This is a genomic window from Faucicola sp. SE7633 (genome assembly GCF_059264685.1).
Genome location: NZ_JCADBW010000002.1, coordinates 1 through 19,088, shown reverse-complemented (window position 1 = coordinate 19,088; position 19,088 = coordinate 1). Strand labels below are relative to the sequence as shown.

General features: G+C 52.0%; 17 protein-coding genes. 8 read left to right on the top strand and 9 right to left on the bottom strand.

Going from position 1 to position 19,088, the window contains the following annotated elements:
* Positions 1-154: 154 nt before the first annotated feature.
* Together AC5L4R_RS00980 and AC5L4R_RS00975 are read left to right on the top strand one after the other, a co-directional pair.
* Complete coding sequence (locus tag AC5L4R_RS00980; protein ID WP_067055938.1) at positions 155-664, top strand: peptidylprolyl isomerase; 510 nt, start codon at positions 155-157, stop codon at positions 662-664.
* A gap of 16 nt (positions 665-680) precedes the next feature.
* Entirely contained in the window at positions 681-1,520 is an 840-nt protein-coding gene (locus AC5L4R_RS00975) for a UDP-2,3-diacylglucosamine diphosphatase (RefSeq protein ID WP_494473474.1), read from the top strand.
* On the opposite strand, the gene AC5L4R_RS00970 is transcribed toward AC5L4R_RS00975, so the two are convergent.
* From AC5L4R_RS00970 to AC5L4R_RS00945, 6 genes are all read right to left on the bottom strand, one after another.
* Complete coding sequence (locus AC5L4R_RS00970) at positions 1,506-2,258, bottom strand: ComF family protein (RefSeq protein WP_494473473.1); 753 nt, start codon at positions 2,256-2,258, stop codon at positions 1,506-1,508. The two genes, AC5L4R_RS00975 and AC5L4R_RS00970, sit on opposite strands and share 15 nt — an antisense overlap.
* 3 nt (positions 2,259-2,261) lie before the next feature.
* Positions 2,262-3,692, bottom strand: a complete 1,431-nt coding sequence (locus tag AC5L4R_RS00965; protein WP_494473472.1) for a phospholipase A — start codon at positions 3,690-3,692, stop codon at positions 2,262-2,264.
* A gap of 189 nt (positions 3,693-3,881) precedes the next feature.
* The gene (locus AC5L4R_RS00960; RefSeq protein ID WP_494473471.1) at positions 3,882-6,062 is read right to left on the bottom strand and encodes a cytochrome c biogenesis protein CcdA; all 2,181 of its coding nucleotides are present in this window, start codon (positions 6,060-6,062) and stop codon (positions 3,882-3,884) included.
* 110 nt (positions 6,063-6,172) lie between these two features.
* Positions 6,173-6,643 (bottom strand): type II secretion system major pseudopilin GspG, encoded by a 471-nt coding sequence (gspG, locus tag AC5L4R_RS00955; protein ID WP_494473470.1) that lies wholly within the window; start codon positions 6,641-6,643, stop codon positions 6,173-6,175.
* A 157-nt stretch (positions 6,644-6,800) separates the two neighbouring features.
* Positions 6,801-8,006 (bottom strand): type II secretion system inner membrane protein GspF, encoded by a 1,206-nt coding sequence (gene gspF / locus AC5L4R_RS00950; protein ID WP_494473469.1) that lies wholly within the window; start codon positions 8,004-8,006, stop codon positions 6,801-6,803.
* An 84-nt stretch (positions 8,007-8,090) separates the two neighbouring features.
* Positions 8,091-9,002, bottom strand: a complete 912-nt coding sequence (locus tag AC5L4R_RS00945) for a hypothetical protein (RefSeq protein ID WP_494473468.1) — start codon at positions 9,000-9,002, stop codon at positions 8,091-8,093.
* 189 nt (positions 9,003-9,191) lie between these two features.
* Between AC5L4R_RS00945 and AC5L4R_RS00940 the strand changes: the two genes are divergently transcribed.
* The 3 genes from AC5L4R_RS00940 to AC5L4R_RS00930 are packed head-to-tail and all read left to right on the top strand — an operon-like array spanning position 9,192 to position 12,420.
* Entirely contained in the window at positions 9,192-9,947 is a 756-nt protein-coding gene (locus tag AC5L4R_RS00940; RefSeq protein ID WP_494473467.1) for a hypothetical protein, read from the top strand.
* A gap of 36 nt (positions 9,948-9,983) precedes the next feature.
* Complete coding sequence (locus tag AC5L4R_RS00935; protein WP_494473466.1) at positions 9,984-11,804, top strand: monovalent cation:proton antiporter-2 (CPA2) family protein; 1,821 nt, start codon at positions 9,984-9,986, stop codon at positions 11,802-11,804.
* A 49-nt stretch (positions 11,805-11,853) separates the two neighbouring features.
* A complete protein-coding gene (locus tag AC5L4R_RS00930; RefSeq protein ID WP_494473465.1) occupies positions 11,854-12,420 on the top strand; it encodes an O-acetyl-ADP-ribose deacetylase in 567 nt (188 codons plus the stop codon).
* A gap of 86 nt (positions 12,421-12,506) precedes the next feature.
* On the opposite strand, the gene AC5L4R_RS00925 is transcribed toward AC5L4R_RS00930, so the two are convergent.
* On the bottom strand, positions 12,507-12,809 hold the full coding sequence (locus AC5L4R_RS00925; protein WP_494473464.1) for a YbdD/YjiX family protein: 303 nt from the start codon (positions 12,807-12,809) through the stop codon (positions 12,507-12,509).
* A 46-nt stretch (positions 12,810-12,855) separates the two neighbouring features.
* A complete protein-coding gene (locus tag AC5L4R_RS00920) occupies positions 12,856-15,000 on the bottom strand; it encodes a carbon starvation CstA family protein (protein ID WP_494473463.1) in 2,145 nt (714 codons plus the stop codon).
* 471 nt (positions 15,001-15,471) lie between these two features.
* On the opposite strand from AC5L4R_RS00920, the gene AC5L4R_RS00915 reads away from it, so the two are divergent.
* The 3 genes from AC5L4R_RS00915 to AC5L4R_RS00905 all read left to right on the top strand — a co-directional run bounded on the left by AC5L4R_RS00915 (position 15,472) and on the right by AC5L4R_RS00905 (position 18,490).
* Positions 15,472-16,446, top strand: a complete 975-nt coding sequence (locus tag AC5L4R_RS00915; protein WP_494473462.1) for an LpxL/LpxP family acyltransferase — start codon at positions 15,472-15,474, stop codon at positions 16,444-16,446.
* 134 nt (positions 16,447-16,580) lie between these two features.
* Positions 16,581-17,666 carry a tryptophan--tRNA ligase gene (gene trpS, locus AC5L4R_RS00910; RefSeq protein ID WP_494473461.1) on the top strand — a complete coding sequence of 362 codons (1,086 nt, stop codon included), beginning with the start codon at positions 16,581-16,583 and terminating at the stop codon, positions 17,664-17,666.
* A 23-nt stretch (positions 17,667-17,689) separates the two neighbouring features.
* Complete coding sequence (locus tag AC5L4R_RS00905; RefSeq protein ID WP_494473460.1) at positions 17,690-18,490, top strand: segregation and condensation protein A; 801 nt, start codon at positions 17,690-17,692, stop codon at positions 18,488-18,490.
* Between the two features lie 245 nt (positions 18,491-18,735).
* Here AC5L4R_RS00905 and AC5L4R_RS00900 read toward each other — a convergent pair.
* Positions 18,736-19,088, bottom strand: a 353-nt coding sequence (locus tag AC5L4R_RS00900; protein WP_494478020.1) for a transposase, incomplete at its 5' end; no start/stop codon positions are given.

Here is a 19,088-nt window from a genome sequence, read left to right as displayed (position 1 = left end):
GTAAGGTATGGTGTAAATTGCTAGGCGATTTGGCTGATTGGCTGATTAAAACCCAACATGTTTACACAGTCATGACGATCGCACAGGTGACTTTTGGCAGCAAATTGGCTAGACTAGGCGCGCTAAATTTTTGTTTACAAGCATGAGGAAATTTATGGATATGCCATACGTTGAGCTTGAAACCACCGCAGGCAATATTGTCATTGAACTTAACCAAGAAAAAGCGCCCAAAACGGTAGAAAACTTCTTGAACTACGTCAAATCTGGGCATTATGACGGAACGATTTTTCACCGCGTGATTGATGGCTTTATGATTCAAGGCGGCGGCATGGATGCTAACATGCGCGAAAAACCAACCAACGCACCGATTGCCAATGAGGCCGACAACGGTTTGACCAATGACATCGGTACGGTGGCGATGGCGCGCACCAGTGACCCAAATTCTGCCACCAGTCAATTTTTTATCAATGTCAAAGACAACGGCTTTTTGAACTATACCAGCAAAACGCCACAAGGCTGGGGCTATGCCGTATTTGGTAAAGTCACTGAAGGCATGGATGTGGTCAATAAAATCAAAGGCGTGCCCACGGGTAAAGTCGGTTTTCATGGCGATGTGCCCAAAACCCCGATTGTCATCACCCATGCGCGTGTGATTGAAAAATAATCCCCCACGGGTTGTGATGTCAAACACTCTGCCTGTATGGACGTCGCTGCAACGCACACAAGCGGATGCCATCACGGCACTGTTGGTCAGTGATATCCATTTATCACCCGATGAGCCTGCGCTGATGCAGGCTTTTTTGGCGTTGCTAGATGACGCGCTGACCCTGCCAAATCTTGCCCAGTTGTGGATTTTGGGGGATTGGTTTGCCGCGTGGCTTGGCGATGATTTGCTCAGTACGCCCACCACCGCGGCATGGCTTGCCCCGATGTTGGCGCGGCTTCGGCGGCTCAATCAGCGCGGCTGTGCGGTGTTGGTGCTGCGCGGCAATCGCGATTTTTTGCTGGGGCAAGGGTTTTGCGCCGCGTTTGGCGGCCAGCTACTGGCTGAGCCGTATCATTGGCAGGTCGGCAAACAGCGTGTGCGTGTCGAACACGGGGACGCGCTGTGTACCGATGACACACGCTATCAGCGTTTTCGTGCGGTCATACAAAATCCATTCACCAAACGCGCCTTGCTCGCCTTGCCCAAATCCCAACGCCAACGCCTTGCCACGCGTTTACGCGCCTCAAGCCAACAGGCTAACCACGTCAAAACCCAAACCGCACAACACATCATGGATGTCAATCGCGATGCGGTGCAGCGCGCGTTGCAATCTGCTGACCGCTTACTACACGGGCATACCCACCGCCCTGCCGAACATGTACTGCCCGCTGGCAAGCGGCGTTTGGTTTTGGGTGATTGGCGCGTCACCCCTACAAAAAGCGTGGATGCGGTGATTGGGGTGTTGTTGGCGGGGGATATTCAACTGGTCAAATGCCAGTTTTTGCCAGCCACCAAACGCCTAAGCGCCGTGTAGGATTCCGCGCGCATGCAGCTGATAGTTGCCATCGTGTAAGCGGTTGTCCTCGATGATGGCTTGTAAGGTTGCCCCCGTCGTCACCACATCATCGAATAAAATCACATGCCGCGCTGACGGACGCGCCATTAGATAAAACGCTTGCTTGACGTTGTCTAAACGTTGCTCGCGGCTCAAGCCTTGCTGACGTTGGCGTTCATGACGGGCAAGCCCCGTAAACAACGGTATTTGCCAGTGAAAACTCAAATACCTTGCCAACCAGCCCAGCGCGTCAAATCCGCGTTCGCGCAGGCGGTCTGTGGTCGTTGGCACAGGCATAATGACGCTGCTTGCGGCATGGCACTTTGGTGGCGGCTCAAGCTGACGCACCGCGTGCACCAGCAGCAGCAGCTGGGTTAGGTTGTGTTGGTTTTTGTAGCGCGTCATCACGCGCTCATACGGATAGGCATACGCGGTACTGGCGACACCTGCCAGTGTATCGCCATTGCTAAGATTGAGCCGAAAGGTCGCCTTTTGCCAAGCCATGCTGGCATGGCAAGAGGCGCACAAAAAGCCCAAACGGTTCAACCAATGCCGATTGGTGCGCGCCAGTTGGTGAGCGGTGTTTGTGACACAAGGATACAAGCGGCAAAGCTGGCAGTGTCCAAACCTGCCATGCCACACCAGCGCAGGCGCGAACGGTAACTGCCACCAAGCAGGCGGCTGGCTGAGGTAGGGATTTGCGCTGCCTGCCAGCATGGGTTAAATCCCCGGAAAATCGTTGAACATAAAGCCCACGCCGATGTTGGTATCTTTGTGGTTATAGTCCAAAATCCGCTCGCCATAACCGTGAAAAAGCTGGACATACGCCTTGACACCACCGCGTAGCGGATAGGCATAATCAAGCTGTACCGCGCCTTTGTTCTCAGCAGGGTTGTAGCGCACCAAGCCGCCAAGGCTTTGTTGGTTGCTAAGCGCGTATTGCCAGCGGATATCGCCATAGCCCATATAATCGCCGATGTCTTTGTTGTCGATATGGTCTTTGTCAAAGTCTGGCAAAATCGCCCAAATGCGCGGAATCACCGATAGCTTACCCCACTCTGCACCGCCCATCAGATAAATGCGGTTCCACGAGCGTGACAGCGGTTCAGATTCACCGTTTGAATGGTGCACAAAGCCGCCACCCACCATACGCAAACGTCCACCAAGTGGTAAATCCGCCAACACAGGTTGGGTGACAAACACTTCTGGCTCATAATCCGATGATTTAAACGGCCGCGAATCTTTGGAATTATAAATCTGCCAATAGAATTTTTGTGTATAGCCCAGCCACAAGTCCGCACTCGTGCCAAACAAATCTTCCATCATTTTGGTTTTTAAAGAGATTTGTACCTTGCTATCAAGGTGTTGATAGTCGGGGTAATCCTCGGGTGTCTCTAGGCGCGGTGAGTGCGGATCACGGTTCGGGCTGACGCTATACCATAGCGGCAACACGTGCATGGGCTTGTGGGGGCGAATGGTAAAAATACCGCGCGGATCATTTTTGTCCAAGTCATACAACACGCTAAGCGGCGTGTAGCGCTCAACATCGGTGGCGGTAATGCCTGCCTCATCAAGCACTTGTTGAGCGGCATCGGGGTCAGTACTGGTGACTTTGACGGGGGTGGCTGGCTTGTCACCTTGTGATGGCTTAACGCCTTTGACCTCAATAGCGCCAACGTTATCATTTTGCTTGGTCAGCTCGTCGGCATTGGTATCCACCAACACGGGCACGGCGCGGCGCGCGCTCAAACTTGCTGCCAACGTTTTGCCCAAATCCAGCGGCGTTTTGGTGTCATCGTTTGCCGATACGCTATTGCCTGCCGCCGCGTTCGCCGACACACGATCATAACAGGCCAAACGCACCGCGTTGTCAAACTCCTTGCTACAGCGTTGAATCAGCGCAAGCGATTGGTCACTGGCAGCATTTGGGATAGCGGCATTGGCAGCAGCGGCATTCGTGTCTTTGGCGGCAGCTGCGGCAGAGGTTTGGCTGCGTGTGGTTGGCTGACGACGAGATTTGGCGGTGGACTTTTTGGTGGTTTTGCTGGTCGCTGACTTGGATGCGGTCTTACTTTTGGCGGCGTGTGCAGGATTGGTCAAAATAGCCAATGCCAACACGCTCAAGGAGAATAATCGCGGTAATGATGACATGACGATTCCTAAGGCTTAGCAGGGCGCTCGCCTTTGTCGATAAAAAAACGCTAGGATAAATGGGTATATGATGACACATTGTGCTACGCTAGACAAGCGTGTTGCACAAATTTACCGCGCGACGATTACAGCCATTTTAAAGATGGTAATCTGCCGATTTGATTGGATTTTTTAAATACTGGCTGGGTGCTAACGTAGCCGCGCCAGTGTTTGCTCAAACTGATTGCGCGATACCGCGCCTTGCTGTTTAAGCTGTAACCTGCCCTCTTGGTAGTACAACAACACAGGTGGGGCAAAAATATCCAACGTTTGATATACTGCACGGCTAGCAGGTGTGTCGGCAGTGACATCCAGCCGTACGCGCTGCCAATTAGCCAATTCAGCAGGTGGCACGGCAAACAAGTCGCGCTCCGTCAAACGGCACTCCAAACACCAATCGGCGGTGACTTCGACCAACACGCGCGGATGCTGCGCCAACAAGGCAGGCAATGCATTGACATCGGTGATGGTGATCGGTGCAGGTGTAGTTGCTGAGGTCATACTGGTGGGCTGACTAGCAGCTTGTGCGGTCAATTTATCAAGTGGTTGCAAGCTGTTGTGGCTGCCTGAGGCAAATCCTGCCACCAAGCACCCGACCCATGCCAACATTAGCACCGCAGGCGCGCGCCACAGCAATTGGCGGCTTAGGTGGTTGGTAACAAACTGGTCAGATGAATTTGGCAATTGGTTGGGCATTTGCCACGTCCCCAATGCCAACACCGCCCACCAACCTGCCCACAAGAGCAACACAAGGCTTGACTGCCAGATACGCTCAATCAGCAACAATGCCACTGCCAACAGCAGCCAAGCAAACCCTGCCTTGACCCAATTCATCCAAGCGCCTGCCTTGGGCAACCGCTGCATGAGTGTGCCTTGTGTCGCAGCCAGCAATACCAACGGCGTGGACAGCCCAAGCCCGAGCATGAATAATGCACCAAACCCGAGCCACGCATTGCCCGTTGCTGCCACGCCTGCTAGCGCACCTGCCAATGGTGCAGACACACACGGTGACATGACCAGCGCCGAGAAAAACCCTGCCAATAAGCTACCACCCACACTGCCCAAACGCGCTTGCCCAACTTGCCCAAGCCTGTGCACACGCGCCGCAATGGGTGCAGGCAACCGCAGCGGTAATCTGTCGAGCATATACAACGCCAACACGACAAACAGCGCAGCAAACGCCAATAACACGGGTGGCTGCTGCAAGCGATTGACCAGTCCAAGTGACTGCCCAAATACCGCCACCAATGCCCCCAACACACCATAGCTGCTTGCCACACCGATGGCATAGCTACCTGTCAAAACCAAACCGCGCCGCCGTGAGGTTTTGTTGCCATCGCTGCGACTGGCGGTTTGCGCGACGATGTTGGCGACAATCGGCAACATTGGCAACACGCACGGCGTAAATGCTAGCCCAAGCCCTGCCAAAAACAACAGCAGCAACGCTAGCGCCGCATGTTGATTGAGTCCAAACGGATCATTGGCTTGGCGATCGATTGGTAAAGTGGTCTGGGTGGTGGTGGGTGACGGCGTGGTGCTGATAATGGCACCAACAGTACTGGAGGATGCAAGTATGGGCACATCTGCGTTACTTGCGCTTGCCGTCACAGAGGCGCTGGCAGCTAGATATTCATTTTGACTGCTATCTGCTGTGGCACTTGCCGCGCGATCGGCAATATTTGCCGCAGTAGTAGACGCGCTAAGAGCAGGCACAGACGCAGCTTGCGTTGGTAAAATCGCTGATTTTGTGGACGCGTTGGGATTTGTGGTATTGGTGGCTGGGTTGACAGCCGCTACACGTTCGCTAGCGGATTTTGTAGGCTGTTCGGCGGTTTCGGTTTTTGGCTGGCTAAGTTGTGGCACATCTGCCAGTGTTAAGGTCACGGTTTGCGGCGGATAACACAAACCTGCCTTGGCGCAGCCTTGCCATTTTAAGGTGACAGTTTTGTCATTGGCGAGGTTGGCTGAATTTTTGGCAAGTTTTAAGCTTGTGGTCGCGCTGACATCATGGTCAAACACCGCCACGCGCCCAAAATCGGGGTCATCCACAAAACTTGGCTTTGCACCAAAGGTCAACGGCGTGGCGGTTACGCCGTTGGGCAAGGTCAATTTAAACTTATCACGATAGACGTAATAGCCATCTTGCACCTGCGCTTGCATGGTCAAACGCGCGTCTTGCTGGCTGATCGTCACATTAAACGCTTGTGTCACAGGCAGCGGTTTTGCACCCTCAACGCGCACACCGCTGATCTCATTGGCAGGGTTAATCGTACCTACATTTGCGCCACTATCGCCAAAGGCATCGCTTAGGCTGATGGCTTGAGTAGGCATGGCAAGCCCCAACCAACCGCTTACCAACAGCAATTTTAGCGCCCATCGAATATTATTTGTGACCAATTTAATCCAACCTTGCTTATTTTACTGCCCTGCCTGTTGATGGCTTATTGTTTTGCCATGATGTCCGCGTCTAGCCCTTCGCCGCCTTCTTGCCCATCTGCACCCAACGAAAACAAATCATACGCACGGCCTTCACTGCCAGGTTGCACGTATTGTAAGTCATTTTCCCAACCGTCTTTTGGCATACCGCCTTTGATGTAGCCACCTTCTGGCCAGTTTTTGGCGTTTTGCGGCGGTGTGAACAGCGCGGCTAAGCCCTCTTGGGTGGTCGGATAGCGTCCGTTATCGACTTTAAACATGTCAATCGCGTTTGACGTGGTGGCTAGTGCGGTCTCAGTGGTTTTGACGCGCGCTTTGTCGCTTTGTCCTGCCACTTTGGGCACCACCAAGCCTGCCAAAATTGCCAAAATCACGATGACCACCATCACCTCTATCAAGGTAAAACCTGCTTGGCGATGCAACTGGGCTGGATAAAGCGTGGGGTGAGCGGCTGATGTGTTCAACGTGTTATTCATAAAAACCAACGATAAGTAGTTTGGTAAAACGGATAAAATCTGCATTATAGTCGCAATATTTGACGCATTGGTGGCAAATTAACGCCAAACTGCAAAAAATTAGATTTGGGTAAGCTTGTCGCAAAGTTTTTTTAAACCTGTCAGACCTGCGCCCTGTTTAATTTGCCAAATCATTCATATTGACAATCGGCAACATCACCGCCATTACAATCGTCATCACGATCACGCCCATCAACACCAGCATCAACGGCTCAAGCAAGGATAACAGCGTGCTAATCATCGTGGTGGCTTCATTTTGCTGCATGTCTGCCGCGCGTGCCAACATGTTGTCAAGCTCGCCTGATTGCTCGCCACTTTTAATCATCTGCACCATCATCGGCGGAAAAAAATTGCTGCGCTCAAGCTGACTTGACAGGCTTGCACCCTCGGTAACCTTGATGGTGGCTTGTTCAATGCTGCGCTTGATGTGCACATTGGTGGTGACCGCACCGCCAATCGCCAACGCCTCGACCAGTGGCACGCCTGAACGCACCAAAATCGACAGCGTACTGGCAAAACGGGCCGCATTGAGGCTACGGCTTAATTTGCCAAAAATCGGTAAACGCAATGTCAAGGCATCCACACGCGCACGCCCAAGCGGTGAGCGGACAAATTTTATCACGATGATTGCCACACCCATGACCAACGCCAACAGCCACCACCAACCTGTGGTGATGACGTGCGATACTGCCAACACCGCCTGCGTAATCCACGGCAACGCTTGCTCGGATTGCTCAAACACCTTGACGATTTTTGGCACAACAAACGTCATCAGCCCAATCACCACAGCAAATGCCATGACCAACAAAATGACAGGGTATACCAATGCGCCTTGGATTTTTTTTTGCATGGCAAAGCGGTTTTCGGTGTAGTCTGCCAACTGTGCCAAAATCAAATCCAAATGCCCCGAACGCTCGCCTGCAGCAATCGTGGCGATATAAATCGGCGGAAAACTGCCCGATTCTTGCAGCGCGGTGGCAAGGCTAAAGCCCTCAAGCACTTTGGCGCGTACGGCGTGCAGCAGTGCCTTGACATGGGCTTTTTCGCTTTGCTTGGCAACGGCTTGTAGTGCTTGCTCGATTGGCATTGCCGCCGCCAATAGCACCGATAACTGGCGCGTCATCAAGGCCAAATCATACGCGCTCAAGCCTTTTTGCCAGACGCTGCGGCGCGTGCTGGAGGTTTGTTGCACGGCATTGACCTCAACGGGCAACAGATTTTGCTCGCGTAGCTGTTGGCGGATTTGGCGCGGTGAGTCGGCCTCTAAAATACCTTGGCGCGCGCGTCCGCTGGTGTCCATGGCTTTGTATTGATAGGCAGGCATGGTCTTGGCTTATAAGTTTAAATTAGCTTGATATATCTTTAAAATTATTTGCGATTACTTGCCACCATTTGACCCGTCAAGTCGCTAGCGCATACTTTTTAGTGGCGTAAATAATGGCTCAATCAGCGTTTGGTCATATTGTACCTGCTCGGCAAGCGCGTGACGCAGCGGCAACTTATCAAAGCTATTGACCTCACCGATCAGCAGTTTTTCAATTTGCTTGCTGAGCGCGTATTCGCTGATTTGTGCGCAATACACCGCCAGTTGATAGACCTGAGCTTTAAGCAACGGGTCAAACGCTTGCAACAGTCGTACCAACTCAGCAACTTCAACCCACTGGTATGGGTAATCGTTGGCAATCGGTTCTTTGAGCGCTGTTGCGGCATAGTGCACGCCCAAATGGGCAAAATAATAGCAGCAAAACAAATAGCCTGCCACATGCCCAATAAAATAGGTTTTGTCTTGGCTAAAACACGCCACGCCCAAAAATTGCAGCACCGTAGCGGCGGCGCTTTGCTCGATGCCGCGACGTGGTAATTGGCGCACGGGCGCAGATGTCGGCACATTGAGCGCGTTTGGCGCGTGACTGGTGATTTGCCAACCCAACGGACGCTGTGGCGGTAAGCGGCGCACGACTTGAAGCAACAAATCATCAACAATGTGCAGATGATCAAACAAGGTTTGTAGCGCGTCAGTGTCGGCAATACCGCGTACATCAAGGTGGCGCAAAGTCTGGAATTTGCCCCACTCAGCAAACTGTGCACAGTGCGCGGTGACATAAAACAGCGGCTCAGAATTGGCACTGTTGGCAGCATAACGCTGGCTTAGCTGCTGATAAAACGCGCCAACGGCATTTTCCTGCTGGCGAAACAGCCGTAACCGCCGCGCTGACAACTCGGCAAGTGTGGGCGGCTGACGCGTAAAGCCCACGCTGACAGGCGCGGACGTATCGGGCGGTGCAGACGCAGTGGCTGGGGTGGTGGCAGATTCAGACATCGGGCGATGATATGGCTTAGGATTTTGGTCAAAATGTCACTATACCATAAGCCTGTTTGTGTTGCTATCATGGCTTGTGAGCAAGCGCATCACCTTAAGATAATCGTTTGCAGCCATGCAAAAATGTGTGACAATGGCAAACAGCCGATTGATTGTTATCCAATTTATAGTAATAAAAAAAGAGCCCGTATGTCACACCGTTCTGCCCCGTTTGTTGTGCCTGATTTTCATCAGTTAAGCCTTGAGCAGTATAATCAGCTTGAGCTTGACCCATCACAGGCAAGCACGCTGGATGCCAAAACACAAAAAAAACACGTCAAGGCATTGCTTTCGACCTTACAAGCCGATATCGCGCAGTTTCGCGCGGATTTTTTTCCACCACCCACGCTCACGCAAATCCAAGATTTACCGATTTATGCAGGCAATTTGGCAAGCGTGCAAGCCTATCAGCACGACTGGCAGCCGCTACTTGCGCGCGCTAAGCAGTTTTACCCCTCGGCAGGGTTGCCGCCCGACTATCTACCACTGCCAGCCAGCCTTGAGATTCCGCAGTTTATTTATCACGTTGCCAAGCTGCATCTGACCAAAACCCGTGCCAAAGAATCCAAAAACTTCGGCGCGGTAGGTGCGTTGGTGGATAAATGCGGCGCGTTTGATGAGGCACAAGTGGAGCGCATGACGCACGCGCTGGCAAAATCCGCCGATGCGCGACTGGTGGCGCACCGAGAATTCATTGATTTGCGCGCGTATGTGTTTTGCAAAAATGCCAAAGGCGAATTGCTTGAGCCTGAGCGCATACGCTTTTATCGCACGGGGCTTATCATTCATGCCTTGCCTGATATGAAATTGCTCGATAGCCGCCAAACACCGCGCAAAAAACGCAATGACGCCTACCAAAATCCGATTGCCGACAACGGCGTGTGGCGGGTATTTGTTAAGCTTTAAAGATTCAATTATTTTGTATAATCAGGAATAACGCCGATGTTTGCCGCCGCTACCACAAATAGCCTGTTGTTAGAAGTCTGTATTTTGTTGGGCGCGACACTGATTTTGGTGCCGCTTGGCAAACGCTTTGGCATCGCCACGGTGTTGGGCTACCTGCTGACAGGTTTATTGCTTGGACCTAGTGGGCTGCATGTGGTGAACAACCCCAACCATTTGCTGCATTTTTCTGAATTTGGTGTGGTGTTGCTGCTGTTTTTGATTGGGCTTGAGCTGCAACCGTCGCGGCTGTGGGCGTTGCGGCAGTTGATTTTTGTCATGGGCGGTTTGCAAATGGCAGTCACAGGCGCGGTGCTGATGGCATTGGTGCATGTCGTGTTTGGTTTGGCATGGGCAAAAAGTTTTGTCATCGGTTTTGGATTGGCGTTGTCCTCGACGGCATTTGTGTTGCAGCTTTTGACCGAACGCCGCCAACTATCCACCACCCACGGGCAGCAAGCGTTTACGATTTTGCTGTTTCAAGATATCGCGGTGATTCCGCTGCTGGCTGCGTTGCCGTTTTTGTCGGGCGTGCAAGAGCAGCAGCATTACGATTGGGAATATTTTGCCAAGGTGATCAGTATTTTTGCAGGTTTGGTGTTTGCCAGTCGCTATGTGGTGCGCCCGTTTTTTAAATTTGTTGCCAACAGCCACGCCACTGAGCTTTTGACGGCGGTGGCGTTGTTTATCGTGCTGGGTGTGTCGCTGCTGATGGATTACATCGGGCTGTCGATGGCGTTGGGTGCTTTTTTGACGGGCGTGCTGTTGGCGGACTCAGCGTATCGGCATGAGATTGAATCGAGTATTGAACCGTTTAAGGGCTTGCTGCTTGGGCTGTTTTTTATTTCTGTGGGTATGCTGACCGATGTCAAGCTGATTGTTGCTAAGCCGCTATTGATTATCGGCGCGGCGCTAGGGCTGATTGCCGTCAAATTTGCCGTGCTAAGCGTGATTGCACGCGCATTGGGCAACCGCTGGGACAACAGCCTACGCCTTGGGGTGACCTTGGCGCAAGGCGGTGAATTTGCGTTTGTGCTGTTTAGCGTGGCACGTGGGCAGCATTTGCTCAACCACCAACAACAATCGACGTTAGATTTGATCGTCACGGTATCGATGGCGCTTACGCCGCTGGCGTTTTGGCTGTGGGGTCGCGTGGGTGAGGCGTATTTTGCCAAGCGCGCGCCTGCCCGCGATTATGACACCATCCCCGACCATGCCCATCCTGTGGTGTTGGCAGGTTTTGGGCGTATGGGGCAAATCATCGGACGGGTGCTGCGGATGCACAATATCGAATTTACCGCGATTGAAAAATCTGCCAACCAAGTCGATTTTGTACGCAAATTTGGTAACAGTGTGTTTTATGGCGATCCGCGCAACCCCGACACCCTACGCGCGGCAGGGCTGGGCAAGGCACGGCTGTTTATTTTGGCGATTGGTGACATTGAGCATTCGGTCACTGTGGCAGATTATGTCGTGCGCACTTACCCTGAGGTGACGATTTTGGCACGCGCCATCAACCGCCAGCATTATTATCGCTTGCGTGAGGTTGGGGTCAAATACATTTGGCGTGAAACTTATCTGTCGGCGTTGGATATGTCGCGCGAATCGCTAGAGGTACTTGGTTTTAGCAAGGAATTTGCGCGTAAAAGTGTGCGTATGTTCCGCGATTATGACGATGAATTGATTGAGCAGCAACAGGCGATTTATGACGATGAAGCCAAATTGATCGAATCGGCACAATCGGCAACGGCAGAGCTTGAAAGCCTGTTTGAAAGCGATTTGAATGAAGCCAAAGCATTGATGGCACAAAAAGACGACTAATTTTGTCATCAATTTCAGATTTTTATCACATTAACATCAGGCAACCACTATGCACCACACATCACCCCAACCACTGGCACAAACCACCATCAACCACACCAATTTAGCGGTCATCACAGGTGATATCACCGCGCTACACGTGGACGCGATTGTCAATGCCGCCAACAGCAGCCTGTTGGGCGGCGGTGGTGTCGATGGTGCAATCCACCGCAAAGCAGGCAAAACCTTATTGGCCGCGTGCCAAGACATCCGCGCGCGGCAAGGCGGCTGCCCGACGGGACAAGCGGTTATCACCCACGCAGGCGAACTGCCTGCCGATTATGTCATTCACACGGTCGGCCCTGTGTGGCATGGCGGCACGCAAGGCGAGGCGGCATTGTTGGCCAGCTGCTATCGCGAGTCACTGGCACTGGCGGACGCGCATGCGGTGACAAGCGTAGCTTTTCCGAATATCTCGACAGGCGTGTACGGCTATCCCAAAGCGCAGGCTGCCCAAGTGGCACTTGATGCGGTGCGCGCTTGGCTGACGCAGCACCCCACAACCACATTGCGCGACGTTATCTTTGTCTGCTTTGATGATGACAACGCGGCGTTGTATCACGCGTTATTGGCGTAAGTTTGATATTTTTTTGCCACAAAAAAGACGGCTACTGACCGTCTTTTTTTTTAACCTTAAACCTTTAATGTTAAAAAGTAGTAACCTTAGCACGGACAACGCTTCATATTACCACCGCTGGTGGGATAACGCGCATCCACACAGTAACGAAAAAACGTTTTTTCGTCCATCGCCTCAAGGTCGGGATGGTGCGTGCGCATGTGCTCAAGGTAGGTGGCGTAATCAGGCACGCCAACCATCAAGCGAAAACTTTGCTGCAGCCGCTTGACCAACAGCGCGACACGTGCCAAGTTTTTGGGGGTTAATAGCAGCTGTTTTTGCGCCTGCAAGGTCATTTTGACCATATTAACCAACAAGATTTTGCTGTTATCAGCCAATGGATTTTTCATTGTGCTAACCTTTTGATTCTGTGTCTTTGTTGTCGTCTGTTGACCATCAATGCGCGGCCTTTACCGATAATGGTACAGGATCAGCGTACACTGCTTCGCCCTCAACCACGGTAGGCACAGGACTTGCCAATGCGCGTTGCACACTGCGGATTGATGCCAAAATCATCACCACCAATACCGTCATAAAAAACCCACACAGTACGGCGTTGATTTGGTTGGATAGCACGATGGTTTGCATTTCTGCCAGATCCTTGGCAGGTTTGAGCACCTCACCTGCGGCGATCGCAGCTTTGTATTTATCCGCTTGCGCCAAAAAGCCAATAGCAGGGTTACTGTGGAAAATCTTTTGCCAACCTGCCGTCATACAAGTGATGACCAAAAAAATCATCGGCAATACCGTCAGCCATGCATAACGCTGTTTTTTCATTTTAAACAGCACCACCGTGCCAAGCGTCAGCGCCATCGCAGCCAGCAGCTGATTGCCAATACCGAACAATGGCCATAATGAATTGATACCACCGAGCGGATCAACCACCCCTTGATAAACAAAAAAGCCCCAACTGCCGACCGCAATAAGCGTGGCGATAAAATTGGTCACTGCATTATGCGTTTTGAACACAGGGGCGACCAAGCCCAAGGTGTCTTGCACCATAAAACGGCATGAGCGCGTGCCTGCATCGACGGCTGTCAAAATAAACAACGCCTCAAACAAAATCGCAAAATGGTACCAAAAGCCCATCATCGCAGGGTTATTAAAAATCAACGACAAAATATGCGCCATACCGATGGCAAACGTGGGCGCACCGCCTGTGCGTGAAATAACCGATGTTTCACCCACTTGCTGTGCCAAGGTGGTTAGCGCGTCTGGGGTGACAACAAAGCCCAAGTTGGCAATGGCCGCAGCCGCAGCCTCTGGCGTTGTGCCCAAAAATGCGGCTGGCGCATTGATGGCAAAATACACCCCCGGTTCAAGCACACACGCGCAAATCAATGCCATGATGCCAACGAACGACTCCATCAACATGCCACCATAGCCAATCGCACGCGTATCGGCTTCATTATCAACCAGCTTGGGTGTTGTACCGCTGGACACCAGCGCATGAAAACCCGAAATCGCGCCGCATGCAATGGTGATAAACAAAAACGGAAACAACGCACCCTTGAACACCGGCCCTGTGCCATCAATAAATTGGGTCAAAGCTGGCATCTGTAGCTGTGGCATGGTGAACACAATCGCCAACGCCAAGCCTGCAATCACACCGATTTTTAAAAAAGTTGAAAGATAATCACGCGGCGCAAGCAGCAGCCACACAGGCAGCACCGACGCAACCACGCCATACGCCATCAACAGCCACGTCAATTGCACACCCGACAGCGTAAACACGTCCGCCCAATACGGATTTTCCGCGATTTTACCACCAAACACAATCGCCGCCATCATCAGCACAAAACCAATGACCGACACCTCCATGATGCGGCCGGGGCGCAAATAACGCATATACACGCCCATCAACAACGCAATCGGAATCGTCATGGCAATGGTAAACAGCCCCCATGGGCTATGCGCGAGTGCCTTAACCACCACCAACGACAACACCGCCAAAATAATCACCATCACACCCAGCGCACCCAGCATGACCGTGATACCTGCAAAGCTGCCAAGCTCGTCTTTTGCCATCTCACCAAGCGACTTGCCATCGCGGCGTGTGGAAATAAACAACACCAAAAAATCCTGCACCGCGCCTGCGAACACCACACCAACCAGCAGCCACAGTGTGCCGGGTAAATACCCCATTTGTGCGGCCAAAATCGGCCCAACCAACGGCCCTGCCCCTGCAATTGCCGCAAAATGGTGTCCAAACAACACCTGTTTGTTGGTCGGCACATAATCCAGCCCGTCTTTGAGCCTATGGGCAGGGGTCACACGGCGCGGATTGAGCTCAAACACACGCTGCGCGATAAACAAACTATAATAGCGATACGCAATGCTATACACACACGCCGCCGCAACCACCAGCCAAATCGCGCTGATGGTTTCACCACGGTGCAGCGCCAACGTGCCGATGGCAAATGCGCCGATGATTGCAATCACCAACCACAACAAATGCGAGCCTAGCCCACGTTTTGGCGTGGGGTTTGGCGCGTGATTGGGTGGCGTACGGGTAGCAGAATTGGAAAAATGAGTCGCCATACACGGTCCCTCGTGAACGTTAGCCGTCATCGGATAGACCGCAGCAACCCCTTTGACTCATCGTGGCGGCAGCTTCAACGTCTATCCTTGACGTAGATTGATAAAACATGCCATCATGGCAAATTAACACGAAATCAGCGCAACCACTTACGATGGATGGATGTTTACCAAACCGCTTGACGCTCAAGCAGTCTTTGCGGTCAAGCGGTTTCATCGGTTTAGACAATCCATGCTTAGACCACAAAGGCGTTATCCAAACTGGATCAAAGCTTACTTAACATCCCGTAAGCGTTACATTCTCACTGGATTGTAACACAGTGTTTGCTACAAACCTAGCATAATTTTTTGGATAAATGCCAACATTTTTTTATAAAATACTAGTTAGCAGCGTTGTTAGCGCGCGGTTGTTAATTAGGGCTTAATAAACCAGCTTTCACTTACTTAGCTTTTTACCATCCAACCTTGACCGCTATGAACCACCCATCTAACCTTGCTAAGCCAATGCCACAAGCACGCCAGCCGTTTGTATGGCGGTTTTTGTTGCCGCAATATTGGGGGATTTGGCTGTTGATGGCGTGTGTGTTGCCGTGGGTGTGGTTGCCGCTGCGTGTGCAATTTTGGCTGGGGCGCACGTTGGGCGTGGTGCTGTATCACGGTATTGCACGCCGCCGCCGTGACACGCTTATCAATATGGCGTTGATTTTTCCTGACGCATCCGCCGCCGAGCATGAACGGCTTGCCAAACAGGTGTTTATCAATGCAGGCATCGGCGTGTTTGAAAGTCTGTGCGCGTGGTTTCGCCCGCAGGTGTTTGATGGCTGTTGGGATGTGACGGGCGCAGAGGCGGTACTGGCGGCGCAAGCCGATGGCCACGCGGTGATTTTGCTGGGGGCGCATTATACGTTGCTGGATTTGGGCGGCTTACTGATGAGCCATGTGCTGCCTATTGATGTCATTTATCGTCCGCAAAACAACGCCTTGTTAGAATGGTTTGTTTTCAATGCGCGCACGCGGATTTATCGCCGCCAAATCAGCCACCGTGATATGCGCGCGCTGGCGCAAAGCCTCAAAGACGGACACGCGGTGTGGTATTCTCCCGACCAAGACTTTGGGCTCAAACAAGGCGTGATGGCAGCATTTTTTGGTGTACCTGCGGCGACGATCACCGCCCAACGCCGCCTTGCCCGTTTGGGCGATAAACAAAAACCGCCCGTGTTTTTTATGTTTCATGCCTATCGCACAAGCGCGGCAAATGCGCCGCGTCCACATTATCAGCTGACGCTCAGCCCACCGCTTAGCGACTACCCCAGCTGCGATGAAACCGCCGACGCGACACGGATTAATGCATTATTGCAACAGCTTATGCTAGCTGACCCCACGCAATACATGTGGTTTCACCGCCGCTTTAAGACCCAGCCCGATGGCAAAAAATATTATGCCAAATAGACCCCTAGCCTATCGGTCCTTGTCAGCCGATAAATTAGCCGAGCCGATAAGACGGGCGCGCCAAATTTTGCTATACTGCCGATTTTCATTGACCGTTTTTGCATTTGACTTGGTATTCACCAATAAGACCGACCATGACCACACCTCAAACACCCGCGCAAACCCCCAATTTGTCACCCACACGCATTTTGACCGGCATTACCACCTCAGGCATTCCGCACTTGGGCAACTATGTTGGCGCAATTCGCCCAGCGATTGCCTCGATTGCCAATAGCACGCACGATGCGTACTTTTTTTTGGCGGATTTACATGCGTTGATTAAATGCCATGATCCCGATGCGGTACACGCCTCGACCAAAGCCATCGCGGCAACGTGGCTTGCCTGCGGGCTTGACCCTGAGCGCGTGGTGTTTTATCGCCAATCGGACATCGCCGAAATCCCTGAGCTGTCATGGGTGCTCAGCTGCAACTGTGCCAAAGGCTTGATGAACCGCGCTCATGCCTACAAGGCGGCGGTGGATGTCAATACCGCCACGCCCGACACCGACCCCGATTTTGGCATCAGCATGGGCTTGTTTGGCTATCCTGTGCTGATGGCAGCCGATATCTTGATGTTTAACGCCACCCATGTGCCTGTTGGCAAAGACCAAATCCAACACATTGAGATGGCGCGCGATATCGCAGGCACATTTAACTTCCGCTATTGCGCGGCCGACAAGCCGCTGTTTGTGTTGCCTGAAGCCTTGGTGGATGAAGACACGCCGCTTTTGACGGGGCTTGATGGGCGCAAAATGTCCAAAAGCTATGGCAACACCATCCCCCTATTTGGCGACAATCCACAAGTCGATGGCGAAAAAGCCCTCAAAAAGGCCATCATGCGCATTGTGACCAACTCACAGCTGCCCGATGAGCCCAAAAACCCCGATGAATCAACGATTTTTGAGATTTATAAAGCCTTTAGCACACCTGCCGAACAAGCCGCCATGCGCGCGCGTTTTGAACAAGGCATCGGCTGGGGGGAGGCAAAAGAGGCGTTATTTGATAAAATCAATAGCGAAATCGCACCGTTTCGCAAGCGTTACCACGCGTTGATGGCAAACCCCAAAGAGCTTGAACAAATCCTACAGCTGGGCGCAGACAAAGCCCGTCGCGAAAGCCGCAAACGCATGGAAAAAGTGCGTAAAGCCGTGGGTATCAAGCCCTTGGCTAAGTTGAAATAGTTTTAAAAACAGCGTTAAAATTTATGGATACCCCCGTCATACGGCTGTACCAGACTCCCGTGCAATCGCTGCCCGAGGATTTGTACATTCCGCCTGCCGCGTTTGCCATTTGGCTTGAGCAGTTTGAAGGCCCATTGGATTTTTTGCTGTACTTGGTCAAAAAAAATAACTTTGATATCACAAGCACCGCGCTGCTGCCGATTACCGCGCAATATCTTGACTATATCAAAGAACTAGACGACGCGTACTTTGAATTGGCAGGGGATTACTTGCTGATGGCAAGCACGCTGATTGCAATTAAATCCGAGCTGCTGCTACCTGCGCCAAGCCCCGTGCCAGACGATATCAGCCCAACCAAAGCCTTGCTTGACCGCCTGACCCATTATGCACAAATCAAACACGTCAGCGAGCGTTTGGATAGCTTATTGCGCCTAGAGCGCGATGTGTTTTTGGCGTACGCCAGCCTGCCCGACGACGACAGCCTTGCCCAGGCCGCCGCTGACTTGCGTGCGCCCTACCCTGCCGACTGGCTAGCCAAAAGCCTACGCGCCATGCAGATGCGCCCCGATTATCAACTGCACACCCATCACATTCGTGCCGATCGCGTGCGCCTAGCCGAGCGGATGCGCAGTATTCGCCAGTTTATGCGCAGTCAGCAGCGCGCGCCGTTTTGGCAGGTATTAGACAAACGCCAAGGTCGGCTTGGCGTGGTGGTGAGCTTTGTCGCCGTGTTAGAGCTTGCCAAGCAGCATTTGATTGATTTTATCATCGATGAAGACAGCGCGACCCCTTCAGATCAATTAACGCTGATTTGGGCAGAGTGAGGGTTTGTAAGCTATCTTTGCACCCGCCGATGACGCTTAATTTATTAACAAGGCTTGCTTTTTTTTAAATTAGAGACCTTTGCACAAACCAGCGACCATCTCTCGCCACCAAATCCAAACTCAACTAAAAACTGGAATTGGTGTTAAAGAAGCGAAAAAAGTCACCGAATTGGCATAAAAGCCTCCTAAATTGCAGTCAATTAACGTCTATTGGCTAGTTTTACCAACCAACAGACACAATAACCCTAAGGCAGTCCATATTTTCGCTTCAAACCTAGGGCGGTTTTTAAATTATGCACAATGCTAGCAAGCAAGGTACTGGTATGAAATTGCATTAAGCCAAGATGACGAGCCTTGCTCATCCCATAATGCAATTTAAAATGACCGAATACCCGTTCTACCGTATTTCTGGTTTGGCTCTTTTGGGTATTGGTACGTTTTTGCTGTTCGGTAAGTGGTGTATTACGCCACGCCCTATCATGGATATGATTGTTGATAGGTGGCTCATGCTCGGCAAGATAGTCGTCATGGGCTTGGCTTTTATACGCACTGTCGGCGTAAACGGCAGATTCATCACCTGTTAAAAGCGTGGTAAAAC